Source organism: Porphyromonas levii (genome assembly GCF_018206105.1).
GTDB classification, from domain to species: domain Bacteria; phylum Bacteroidota; class Bacteroidia; order Bacteroidales; family Porphyromonadaceae; genus Porphyromonas_A; species Porphyromonas_A levii.
This window is the reverse complement of sequence record NZ_JADRGN010000049.1, coordinates 1-12,931: the sequence shown is the minus strand read 5'-3', so window position 1 is coordinate 12,931 and position 12,931 is coordinate 1. Positions and strand designations below refer to the sequence as shown.

At 45.5% G+C, this 12,931-nt stretch carries 9 protein-coding genes; 4 read left to right on the top strand and 5 right to left on the bottom strand.

Annotated elements, in window-relative coordinates:
• Positions 1-294: 294 nt before the first annotated feature.
• Genes uvrA through IX315_RS08600 form a run of 4 tightly spaced genes read left to right on the top strand, consistent with a single transcriptional unit; the run spans position 295 to position 6,718 of the window.
• Positions 295-3,138 (top strand): excinuclease ABC subunit UvrA, encoded by a 2,844-nt coding sequence (gene uvrA / locus IX315_RS08615; RefSeq protein ID WP_211639487.1) that lies wholly within the window; start codon positions 295-297, stop codon positions 3,136-3,138.
• Entirely contained in the window at positions 3,135-5,429 is a 2,295-nt protein-coding gene (locus IX315_RS08610; RefSeq protein ID WP_211837371.1) for an ATP-dependent helicase, read from the top strand. Before uvrA ends, IX315_RS08610 begins: the two co-directional genes overlap by 4 nt.
• Before the next feature lie 14 nt (positions 5,430-5,443).
• Positions 5,444-6,037, top strand: a complete 594-nt coding sequence (locus tag IX315_RS08605) for a thymidine kinase (protein WP_033408687.1) — start codon at positions 5,444-5,446, stop codon at positions 6,035-6,037.
• 3 nt (positions 6,038-6,040) lie between these two features.
• On the top strand, positions 6,041-6,718 hold the full coding sequence (locus IX315_RS08600; RefSeq protein ID WP_134849552.1) for a hypothetical protein: 678 nt from the start codon (positions 6,041-6,043) through the stop codon (positions 6,716-6,718).
• A gap of 95 nt (positions 6,719-6,813) precedes the next feature.
• On the opposite strand, the gene xseB is transcribed toward IX315_RS08600, so the two are convergent.
• From xseB to leuS, 5 genes are read right to left on the bottom strand one after another with little or no spacing between them, the layout of a single operon-like run.
• Positions 6,814-7,032: an exodeoxyribonuclease VII small subunit gene (xseB, locus tag IX315_RS08595; protein ID WP_018358840.1), complete on the bottom strand. Its 219-nt coding sequence runs from the start codon at positions 7,030-7,032 to the stop codon at positions 6,814-6,816.
• Positions 7,029-8,459, bottom strand: a complete 1,431-nt coding sequence (gene xseA / locus IX315_RS08590) for an exodeoxyribonuclease VII large subunit (RefSeq protein ID WP_211635246.1) — start codon at positions 8,457-8,459, stop codon at positions 7,029-7,031. Before xseA ends, xseB begins: the two co-directional genes overlap by 4 nt.
• A gap of 5 nt (positions 8,460-8,464) precedes the next feature.
• Positions 8,465-9,052: an RdgB/HAM1 family non-canonical purine NTP pyrophosphatase gene (rdgB, locus tag IX315_RS08585; RefSeq protein WP_211635244.1), complete on the bottom strand. Its 588-nt coding sequence runs from the start codon at positions 9,050-9,052 to the stop codon at positions 8,465-8,467.
• Positions 9,053-9,055: 3 nt separating this feature from the next.
• Positions 9,056-9,988 (bottom strand): YitT family protein, encoded by a 933-nt coding sequence (locus tag IX315_RS08580; protein WP_134849554.1) that lies wholly within the window; start codon positions 9,986-9,988, stop codon positions 9,056-9,058.
• Positions 9,989-10,007: 19 nt separating this feature from the next.
• On the bottom strand, positions 10,008-12,800 hold the full coding sequence (gene leuS / locus IX315_RS08575; RefSeq protein WP_211635241.1) for a leucine--tRNA ligase: 2,793 nt from the start codon (positions 12,798-12,800) through the stop codon (positions 10,008-10,010).
• Positions 12,801-12,931: the final 131 nt, after the last annotated feature.

The window sequence follows — 12,931 nt, the reverse complement described above, 5'->3', positions numbered from 1 at the left end:
ATAAATTTTACTGATTGCCGTCTCCAAAATTAGTGCTCGCCTAAGAGCATTGTACTGGTCTACATAACAGGTGCTACTTGTACTGGTAATTCATATTGAAAGAGCCTTGGATAGATAAGGTATCTATACTGCATTCGTCTTTGATATCGCCCTAATTCTATCGTTTATAGAGGCTTATAAAATGGAGCGTACCACAGTGTATTCTCTGCAGATTTGGAAGACAAAAATATTAGATTACTCATTACATATTTGGTATCTTTGTAAGTCTATGTGGGATCGATTATGAATAAAAAGATGAATGATCAAAGAGAGCATACGGGTGAATTTCTAATCGTTGAGGGTGCTCGAGAGCATAACCTCAAGGATATAAGTGTAGAGATTCCTCGCTACTCCCTTACTGTGGTAACTGGTCTGAGTGGTAGCGGTAAGTCTTCGCTTGCTTTCGACACTATTTTCGCAGAGGGCAACCGCAGGTATTTAGAGACCTTCTCGGCCTATGCTCGTGGTTTTCTTGGCAATCTAGAGCGCCCCGACGTGGATAAGATTGTAGGGCTTTCGCCCGTAATCTCTATCGAACAAAAGACTACGGTCAAAAACCCTCGAAGCACTGTGGGTACTACGACTGAGGTCTACGACTTCCTCCGCTTACTTTATGCTCGCACGGCTACTGCTTATTCTCAGAGTGGCAAAGCAATGATTAGCCATACTGAGGATCAGATATTCGGCATGGTTGTGGAGCAATATGCAGGGGAGAAGATACAGATATTTGCACCCATAGTACGAGACCGAAAAGGGCATTATCGCGAGCTATTAGAGACGATGCGCAAAAAGGGCTATCTCTATGTGCGTGCCGATGGGGAGCTACTAGAGCTGCGTCCGGGATTAGCGCTCTCTCGCTATCAAAATCACCGCGTCGAGGTGCTAGTGGATAAACTAGCTGTAAGAGATGATGAGGAGACTCTTGCCCGCCTTAGGGAGACCCTTCGTGTGGCTCTCCGACTGGGGAAAGGGGTAGTTATGGTGCAAAAGCATGAGCGTGATGAGGCGCCTGTTTTTTATAGTAAACAACTGATGGATCTGGAGTCGGGTGAGAGCTTTGAAGAGCCGGCTCCGCACACCTTTTCTTTCAATTCACCGCAAGGCACTTGCCCTAAATGTAAGGGTATTGGAGAGGTTCCAGCCCCCGATATGACAAAGATTATCCCCGATCCTAAGCTCTCTATTCGCCACGGAGGGCTAGCACCATTGGGCAACTTCAAGCCCAATATGATATTTAAGCAGTTAGAAGCCATTACGGATCACCACGGTTATACCATCAATGATCCCATAGGGAGTCTTCCCGAAGAACTCTTAGACGACATTCTCAATGGTGTGGATTATCCCCTACGACGGAAGGTGGAGGCGACAGGTAAGGTAGAGCGACTCTTCGGGTATGAAGGTCTACTTTCCTACCTCCAAGCCTTAGCTGATGAGGATGAGTCACCTAAGACCCGAAAGTGGGCGGAGCAATTTAATACCTTTAAGGTGTGCCCTGTATGCCATGGCAAGCGGCTCAATAGGATGGTGCTCTCCTTCAAGATTGATAGCTACGATATATCAGAGGTCTCTAATTGGTCGTTGCCTAAACTATTGGAGTGGGTCAAAAAAGTGCCTACTAAGATAGAGAAGCGTAAGAAGACTGTGGCTGTAGAGATAGTAAAAGAGATTGTAACCCGATTGGAGTTTCTACTGGAGATGGGGCTGGACTATCTTACGCTGAATCGTACTACTGGTTCGCTATCCGGCGGCGAGATGCAGCGTATTCGTTTGGCGACTCAGCTGGGTAGCAAGTTGGTCAATGTCCTATACATCTTGGACGAACCAAGTATTGGACTACACCAAAGAGATAATACACGACTTATAGAGTCGCTCAAACAGCTTAGAGACCAGGGCAATTCGCTCATCGTGGTAGAGCATGATAGAGATATGATGCTAGCAGCTGACTATGTGGTGGATATGGGGCCTGGAGCTGGGCGAAAAGGGGGAAGAGTGATATATGCTGGTGATCCTCAGGGAATGATACAGGCTGATACGCTAACCGCTCAATATCTTAGGGCTGAGAAGGAGATTAAGATACCTGAAGAGCGAAGAAAGGGGAAAGAGCTCTCGCTGAAACTAATCGGTGCTACAGGGAATAATCTAAAGGGAGATTCGCTAGAGATTCCCTTAGGTAAGCTAGTACTTGTAACAGGGGTATCTGGAAGTGGGAAGAGTACTTATATCAATGATACACTATACCCTGCCTTATCGAAGCACTTCTACCGTTCGCTCGAGGAGCCCCTACCCTATACAAGTATTGAGGGCATTGAGCATATAGACAAGGTGGTACAGGTGGATCAATCTCCAATCGGCAGGATTCCTAGGAGTAATCCTGCAACTTATACAGGCGTATTCACAGATATCCGTAATCTATTTGTGGAGATGCCTGAGAGCAAGATTAGAGCGTATAAGCCTGGACGATTCTCTTTCAATGTAAAGGAAGGGCGATGTGCTACTTGTAATGGCAATGGGTATAAGAAGATAGAGATGAATTTCCTACCCGATGTCTATGTCCCCTGCGAGACCTGCAAAGGAAAGCGGTACAATCGTGAAACGCTAGAGGTACGGTATAAGGGTAAGTCTATTGCGGACGTACTGGATATGACGGTGAATATGGCTGTAGAGTTTTTCGATAGCCAACCTGTGATACTTCGTAAGGTAAAGGCACTTCAGGATGTAGGTCTAGGGTATATAAAACTCGGGCAATCGAGTACCACGCTATCTGGAGGAGAGGCGCAGCGCGTGAAGCTCGCAACCGAGCTGATGAAACGGGATACGGGAAAGACAATCTATTTTCTTGATGAGCCCACTACAGGGCTACACTTTGAGGATATCCGCGTGCTTATGGAAATCATCAATAAACTAGTAGACCGGGGTAATACGGTAGTAATTATTGAGCATAATTTAGACGTGATCAAGGTGGCCGACCATATTATAGAGGTTGGACCAGAAGGTGGTGAAGGCGGTGGTAGAATCGTATTTACTGGTACACCTGAGGAGATGATTGCACAAGACAAGGGGCATACGACCCCGTATCTGAGAGAGGAGATGAAAAGATGAAAGATAGAGAAGAACTCTTGAGTGGTCTAAATGACGAACAACTAGCGGCGGTACTGCATTCCGGGTCCGATAGTCTGATACTTGCAGGTGCGGGTGCAGGCAAAACGCGTGTACTAACAACCAAGATAGCCTACCTTCTAACCCAAGGAGTTGCCCCTTTCCAGATTCTTGCTCTTACCTTTACGAATAAGGCAGCACGAGAGATGAAGGCACGCATAGGAAGCCTTGTAGGAGCTCCTTTGGCGAGGTATATCACTGTGGGCACTTTCCACTCTGTCTTCTCTCGCTTCATTAGGAGCTATGCCGATCGTCTGGGTTATACCAACACCTATACGATATACGATACTACAGACTCACGTTCGCTCGTTAAGATTATCATAAAGGAGCTAGAATTGGATGAGAAGCTTTACAAGCCCGCAACGATTCAGTCTCATATTTCTAGTGCGAAGAATGACGGTTATACACCAGGGGAGCTAGCGGAGGATATGCTACGAAGGAGGCAAAACCTTCAGAAAAGTCTACCCCATCTACCGCAGATTTATAAGGAGTATGAGCTAAGATGTAGAAGGGCAAATGCCATGGACTTCGATGATTTGCTCCTTAATATGATGAGGCTACTCCAACAGTTTGAGGATGTAAGGAAAGTATTTCACGAGCGCTTCAAATACCTACTGGTAGATGAGTACCAAGATACCAATAGGGTGCAGCATAGGATTGTACAGCTACTCAAAGCAAGCGACGCAGAGCTTACAGTTGTGGGTGATGATGCACAGAGTATCTACTCCTTCCGTGGGGCAGTGATAGATAATATCTTGCAGTTTAGCCAAACCTTTCCTGGTGCCAAGCTATTCAAATTAACCAAAAACTATCGCTCTACCGAGAATATTGTCAATTTAGCTAATGGACTTATCTCCAAGAATGAGAAGCGTATTCCCAAGACGGTAGAGGCAGTAGCAGGTGAGGGTGAGAAGATATTGCTCTTTGAGTCTTTCAATGCGCCTATGGAGGCACAGCAAGTAGCGGCTCAGATAAATAAGCTTATCTCAGATGGCGTGGATCCTGAAGAGATAGCTATCCTCTATCGCACCAATGCCCAAAGCCGATTATTGGAGCAAAACCTTAAGATGTTCGGGGTACCCAATCGTATCTATGGTGGGTTATCCTTCTTTGATCGTAAGGAGGTAAAGGATGTGCTAGCATATCTTCGTCTGGTTATCAATCCTCAGGATGACGAAGCCTTTAGAAGAGTATATAATACCCCTGCTAGAGGCATCGGTGCTACTACATTTGAAGCGCTTTCCGATATTGCGAATAGGGAGCAACTCCCATTTATAACTCTTGTTGAGCATCCAGAGAAGCTATCCCCCTCTATAAAGAGTGCGGGTATCGGGAAGCTACAAGTATTTGGTGAACTTATCAAGGTGCTTACCGAGCTTACTGAGGAGCTACAACCCGTTCCATACCTTCAGAAGGTAATCGACTTATCTGGTCTCAAAACGCTCTATAATGATGGTACTGTAGAGGGTCAATCTAGGATAGATAATATAGCAGAGCTAGTAAGTGCGCTGGATGACTTTATTAACCGCAGGAAAGAAGAGACAGGAGAGGAGCCAACCCTAGAGGAATTTGTCCGAGAGATGACGCTCTATACTGATCAGGATACTGAGGAGGACGATACCCCGAAGGTGACCTTGATGACCATGCATGCATCCAAGGGGCTTGAGTTCGCACATATTTTCTGTGTTGGTATAGAGGAGGGGTTAATTCCTAATATGCGCAGTATGAGCCAAGCCGAGATAGAGGAGGAACGGCGACTATTCTATGTAGCGATTACTCGAGCCAAGAAGAACTGCACTATATGTTATGCCCGAGAGCGTATGATCAATGGTCAACTTAATATGTCCTCTCCTAGTAGATTCCTTCGTGATCTTGACCCCAGATATGTGAAGGATAATACTGGAATCCTTTCTGGAGGAGTGCAAGAAAAGATTAGGGAGAAGGTACAAGCCATGCATAGAGATCTACCATCACCTACCCGACGGGTGACCCGAGTACGGCGAGATAGACAAGTAGGAAGTGATGGGGTATCTAAGGGGCGAGATGAAAAGCTTGCAGCAGAGGTTCTTCAAGTAGACTTTAAGGAAGGGGACCACGTGTACCATAACAACTTTGGTAGAGGAGAGGTACTTGGTTTTTCCGATAGTGTATCAGGGACTAAGGCATCTATTCGTTTCGGAGATGGGCAAGTCCGCCAATTAATACTTAAGTTTGCCAAACTAAGGAAAGAATAAATATAGATACTATTATGACATTAGATGACCAAATAACGGAGAGTTACCACAAAGGCTCCCAACGTATTGGCGTGATAGAAGTAATATGCGGCTCCATGTTCTCGGGGAAAACCGAGGAGCTGATGAGGCGTGTGAAAAGGGCGCTTATTGCTAAGCTCAATGTTGTCGTATTCAAACCCTTTACAGATACTCGCTACCATGAAACTGATGTAGTGAGCCATGATCAGAACTCTATAGCCGCTATACCCGTATTTACCGCTAGTGAGATTCTGGATATTGTGGAGGATGCCGACGTGGTGGGGATAGATGAGGCTCAGTTTCTGGATGATGGTATTGTGGAAGTATGCCAAACGCTTGCGGATCGAGGTGTACGTGTCATTGTCTCTGGGCTTGACCTAGACTTTATGCGTCGCCCTTTTGGACCTATGCCTGCGCTCACGAGCATTGCCGATAGGGTCAATAAGGTTCACGCTATTTGTATGGACTGTGGCGCACCAGCCAATTATTCCTACCGCCTTTCCAATAGCGATGAAGTGGTGATGCTCGGAGCAAAGAATGAATACCTGTGCCTCTGCCGTAAATGTTATTTAGCTAGATGTAAGAATTAAGATATGAAAGAGAAGAATGAAAGCCCTTTCAAGAAGGTGCACAAGACGATTCAGGAACTCATTGGTGAGGTCAATAGCAAACTGAAAGTAAATACTTGGGATGGCAAGCCATTTACCTCGCCTAAGGCTGGAGAGCTTAGGGCAACAAAAGATTTTATAAATAGCCCCAACTATTTCGAGTTTATCCCTTCGGGCAAACCATCGACAAGAGATAATACGCTGTACCTAAACCTTAGCCAAGAGCGTTTCGATGCAATTGTTGCTGGTCACAAGAAGATTGAGTACCGTGAGGTAAACCAGGAAAGCATGGGTAAGTATGTGGATGTCCGGGAGTCCTCTGACGGACTTATCCTAAATAACCCCAACCTTCAGGAGGGTGAGGATATCCGTCTCGATGCTTATGCCAATGGGATCTTTGGCTTTGTACCTCGCTACTACGAGTATATGAATATCTCTGTGGTTAAGAGCAAAGTAAGTGAGACCCTTCGTATCAAGGGCGCATGCTTTCTCCCTGAGCCCTATCATAGAGGTGGCGACTTCCGCATGGATTATGACCTACCTATCTCCGATGCTGCATGGGAGAGAGCCGAAGCTTCTGGGCATGATGCACTTCAAGATCTACTATATCAGGCAGATGGTCCAGATACCACCTGGTTTATCGGTTATCTTGTAGAGAAGTAAGTCCACGCCATATAAAGACCTCCGCTCTAGAGAGATACTCTATAGCGGAGGTTTTCTGTTTCCCAATTAAGGCACATTTACGAAGTGCGAAAGGACTAACTATTCTCTTCTTTTAGCTCATCTAGAATTTTTCCAACCTCCTCGCCTACTTTCTTTATCTCTTGACGGCAATGCGCAATCAGCGCTACTACTCGGCGGCTCTTCTGCAACACCTCATCAATGGGGAGCTGATTACTCTCCAGCTCTTTTAGTAGCGCCTCGGTCTCTGCTACAGCTTCGTCATAGCTAAGCGTGATAATCTCTTGATTTGTCATAATGTATCTCGTATTATTGTTTGCACATTGGAATCGATTTCTCCATCTAGTAGGAGTATGCGGAGTTGATCTCCTTCCTTCACTTGAGTAGTATTAGTAATAGCTTCGCCCTCTCTAACCACTGGCACAAAGCCTCTCCTCATAATATTGTGAGGGTCATGAAGGCGGGCAATCTTTTCGTACTGTTCTTGCTTCTGTTCTAGTCTGAGCGGGAGATCAGAGAGCCATCTGGAGAGCCTATCTCTCATATAATCCACTTGCTGCGACTGCTCTTTGAGTTTGGTACGCCCTAGAGTGAGTACCGAAATTATCTGTGTAAGCTGCACCTCGAGTTTATTCCTCTCTCGAATCAGTCTATTATTCATCGATTGATGAAGCCTATACTGATAGTTATGGATACTGAGGAGCGACTCCTTCTCCATTCTCGTAAGGTAGAGTGAACTCCTATTAGAGAGCTTTTGAATAGTTTCCTTCTGTTGGTCAATTATCTCTGTAAGTACATTCTCTAGCCTATCCTCTGCATTGAAAAGCTGGATAACGACTTGCTCCATCCTACGTAATAAGAATTCGGCAACCGCTGTTGGTGTTTTGAGAGCTGTATGCGCAACCATATCGGCTACAGAGATATCCCTTTCGTGTCCTATACCAGTAATCACTGGCAAGGGATTGAGCGCAATGTATCTGCATATCTGATAGCTATCAAATGCCGATAGATCCATCTTGCTTCCCCCGCCACGGATAATCACAATGGCATCATAATGCGTAGTACTCTGGTGTATCTTCGCCATTGCTTGGAACATGGATGGTGTAGTATCGGCACCCTGCATAATAGAAGGGAAGAGATCAATTTGCATCAGACGCCCAACTACACTTTGGGCTATCTGCTGTCGAAAGTCACCCAATCCAGCGGCGGTATCGGATGAGATTACGGCAATCCTCTGTAGTAGTAAGGGCAGCTGATGTTGCTTATTACGCTCCCAGATACCATCTGATTGTAACCTACTGATGGTCTCTTGGCGCAGACGTTCTAGATTTCCTAGCGTGTACTCAGGATTGATGTCATGGATAGTAAGGGATAGTCCGTACTGCGGGTGCATAGAGACACTCACCTGCATGAGCAACTCCATACCATTGGTAATCATGCCTCCAGTTACCTTCTGGAAGTGAGACAATACTCGAGCGGCTACCCCTGCCCATAGGTTGGCACGGACAAAGGCTTTCTGCGTACCTTGGTCTGTCTCTACTAGGTCAAAGTAGTAATGCCCGCTACTATTATTTCGATTGTAGTTAGATACCTCTGCAGTAATCCAATACCTATCCCTGAAGGCACGCTGAACCACGCCCTGTATCTCTCCAAGAAGATGACTTAGCTTCATAGCTGGTCGCTCTTGAGTGTATTGGTCGAATAGTGGTGCTGCGTATCCCATATAAATTACTGTCTACTTCTAAGGAATTCTATGAGTTTCTGAGTAGCACGGCCTCTGTGGCTTATGATATTCTTCTCCTCTTCGCTCATCTCAGCAAAGGTCTCATTAAACCCTTCAGGAAGGAAGATAGGATCGTAACCGAAGCCATCTTTTCCCTTCAAGTCTTCGGTTATCTCTCCCTTGACTTCACCCTCGAAATAATACTTCTCTCCATCAAGGACTAAGGCTATAACGGTACGAAAGCGAGCCTTACGATTGGTAATACCCTGCAGTTCTCCGAGTAGCTTTTCGATATTATCTTTAGGATTACACTTCGGACCAGCATAACGTGCGGAGTACACTCCGGGAGCGCCTCCGAGCGCCTCTACTTCTAGTCCAGTGTCATCGGCAAAGCAATTGATACCATGTCGGTCATAGCCAGCTTGCGCTTTTTGCAAAGCATTCTCAGATAGTGTATCTCCCGTCTCTGGGATCTCCTCCATATCCCCGAGGTCTCTGAGGGAATACAATTCAATAGAGAGCCCAGAAGCAAAGAGGATATCTCTTATCTCCTGGGTCTTATGTTCATTATGGGTAGCTATAAGTAGCTTCATATATTATTTCCCTTCAAGCATTACACCTTCTGGAGCTTGAGTCTTTTGCTTCTTAGCATTATTGACTTTGATAGTATCAAATCCCTCTCCATACACTCCCCTTACTAAGCTCTGAGTGATAAAGGCCTTTTGGTCTAGTTCCTTTACAATACGGAAGATATTCACACTATCTGTCTTACGGGCAATGACCATCAATACCTTTACTTCGCTGTGTGAATAAGCACCCTCTCCATTGAGGAAAGTAACTCCTCTATTCACCTCCTTAATGATTCGGTTGGCTATTTCCTGATGCTTATTGGTAACGATAAAGAATTGCATACTTTGGCGTGAACCATTGAGGAAGTAATCGATAGTCGTGTTGGTAATCAGCACCTGTAGCATACTGTACACTAGCTTATCAGGGCTCTTGAAGATAAACCAGCTAGCTGCAATAGTTACGACATCGATATAGATCAGCGCACGACCAATAGATACTGCCTTATATTTATTGATAATCGTTGCTACAATATCGGTACCACCAGTGGAACCATTGACAGAGAATACCATACCAAGGCTGACACCGATAAGGATAGATCCCAGAATCATCGCTAGTGCAGGGTCATTCTGCAATGGGAGGAACTCCCTAAGTGATGGTAGGATATACTTCTCGATTGATGAGGTACTTACACCAAGTATTGCTACACTATATACAGTCTTAACACTAAACCTCCAGCCTATTACCTTAAGCGCAACAGCCAAGAGAGTAAAGTTGATAATGTTGTAAGGTAGTGAGAAAGGAATATTCAATCCCCAACTGATAACAGAGGAGATACCAGCAAGTCCTCCACTAGTAATCTCATGACTATAGATAAAGCCGAAATATGAGATTAGATAAATAAATAAACCGAGAGTGATGATTAGGTAATCCTTCACCACTGCATAGCTCTTTGACGACATTGTTTGTGTACTTTTATGGTTATTTTCCAGTTACTATATTCACGATTCTACCAGGAACCACGATGACCTTGGAGATAGCCTTACCATCGAGATACTTCTCCATCTCAGGCGCTTTACGAGCCTCTGTCTCAATCTCCTCCTTGGTCATATCTGCTGGGAGGGTGAGCGTAAAGCGCACCTTACCATTAAATGAGATAGGGTATTTGATCTCACTCTCCTTGAGGTAAGCATCATTGTGCACTGGATATGGCGCATCTACAACACTATCCTCATGCCCGAGCAATTGCCACATCTCCTCCGCTATATGCGGTGCAAATGGTGCTAATAGGACGGTAAACGACTCCAATATCTCACGCTTATTACTCTTAAGAGTGGTCAATTCATTGACACAAATCATAAAGGCACTCACACAGGTATTGAAAGAATAGCTCTCCATACCCTGATTAACCTTCATTATTGCAGCGTGCAATGCCTTAAATTCCTCTGGACTAGCCTTATCGTCGGAGATAGCTAGCTCGTCTGCCTCATTAAAGAAAAGCGCATACGCACGGCGAAGGAACCTATATACACCGTCAATACCATTGGTATCCCATGGCTTAGACTGGTCTAGAGGTCCTAAGAACATTTCATATACCCTTAGGGTGTCAGCTCCGTAGGTCTCTATGATATCATCAGGATTAACCACATTGAGATAGGTTTTACTCATCTTCTCCACCGCAGAACCACAATGGTAAGTACCATCCGCCTCAAGGATAAACTCAGCATTGACCCTATCTGGCTGTGACTTCTTGAACGCCTCTAAGTCCAGCTTATCATTGTGCACGATATGAACATCTACGTGGATAGGCTGTACATCGTACTCCTCTATCTTAGAGTAGGTCACATACTTATCAGTGCCTTTAATACGGTAGACAAAATTGGAGCGTCCCTGAATCATTCCTTGGTTGACCAGCTTCTTGAATGGCTCCTCCTCGCAGATATAACCCCTGTCGTATAGGAACATGTTCCAGAACCTACTATATATAAGGTGTCCTGTAGCATGCTCAGCACCGCCGAAGTAGATATCCACATTGCGCCAGTACTCATTCTTATCCTTTGCTACTAGGGCTTTATCATTATGCGGATCCATATAACGGAGGAAGTAAGCCGAGCTTCCAGCAAAACCAGGCATTGTATTGAGTTCCAAAGGATAGCCCTCCTCTGTCTTCCAATCTTTCGCACGTCCTAGAGGTGGCTCACCGCTCTCTGTCGGCAAGAACTTGTCTACCTCAGGCAGCAATAGAGGGAGCTTACTCTCATCCAATGTATATGGCATGCCCTCATTATAATATATAGGGAATGGTTCGCCCCAATATCTTTGGCGTGAGAAAATAGCATCGCGCAGACGGAAATTGACCTTGCGGTGCCCTAGTCTGTGTTCTTTTAGGTAATCCGCCATCTTATAGATTGCGTCTTTTACCTTGAGTCCGTTCAGGAAGTCGCTATTGATCATCACCCCTTCGTGGCTATCCACAGCTCCTTCCCACTCAGTTGGATTGTCAGAAATCTCGACATCCTTAGGCTTCACCACAGGTATGATTGGAAGATTGAAGTGCTTAGCAAAAGCGAAGTCCCTCGTATCGTGTCCGGGCACTGCCATTACAGCACCCGTCCCATACCCGGCAAGAACATAGTCGCTTAGCCAAATAGGCACCTCTTGCTTTGTGATAGGGTGAATCGCATACCCCCCACTAAATACGCCACTCACTGAGTGATCTATCATGCGCTCACGCTCGGTGCGCTTCTTGGTACGAAGTACATAAGCCTCTACCTCCTCCCTCTGCTCTGGAGAAGTAACCTTATCCACCAACTCACTCTCTGGAGCCAGCACCATAAAGGTTACACCAAATAGCGTGTCGGGCCGAGTAGTAAATACCGTGATTCGCTCTTCGTTATCTTTTAGCTGAAAGTGTACCAAAGCGCCCGAAGATTTACCAATCCAATTGCGCTGCGTTTCCTTAATCGCATTGCTCCACTCTAGATTGTTAAGACCCTCCAACAATCGGTCGGCATAAGCACTCACACGGAGTTGCCACTGCCTCATTAGTTTCTGCTCCACTGGGAAGCCGCCACGCACCGACAAACCTTCTACCACCTCGTCATTGGCAAGAACGGTACCAAGCCCACCGCACCAATTTACCATGGTCTCACCTTGGTAGGCAATACGATAGTTCATGAGTACCTCCTGCTGCTCACGCTCACCCATGGACTTCCACTCCTCGGCTGTAAACTCTAGCTCTTCGCTACATGCCACATCAAGTTCTTGAGTACCTTGCTCTTCAAAGTGGTGTATAAGTTCATCAATTGGTCTAGCCTTCTTAGTAGTGTTATCGAAGTAGCTACTAAACATCTGCACAAAAGCCCACTGAGTCCACTTATAATAAGCTGGATCACAGGTCATCACTTCTCTACTCCAGTCATAACTAAATCCAAGGTTATCCAACTGCTCACGATATCTAGCAGTATTGATACGGGTAGTTACCTCTGGATGCTGCCCCGTCTGAATCGCATACTGTTCAGCAGGCAGGCCATAGGCATCGTACCCCATAGGGTGCAGTACATTGTACCCTTTGTGCCTATAGTAACGGCTAAGAATATCACTCGCAATATAGCCAAGAGGATGACCTACGTGCAGACCAGCACCAGATGGATATGGGAACATATCCAAAATATACATCTTGGGTCTACTAGCATCTTCCTCAACCTTATAGGTTTTGTGCTCCACCCAGAGCTTCTGCCACTTCCTTTCAATATCCTGAAACTTATACTCCATTATTGTCGCTTGTAACCGATTTTCAAATAGTTTACAAATGTACGTATTTTTGGCGAGAAAGGGGGCTTAAATACCCCCTCTACTCTACATTAACGTGAGTTCGACCTAAGCGATGGCGATTTCGTTAGGTT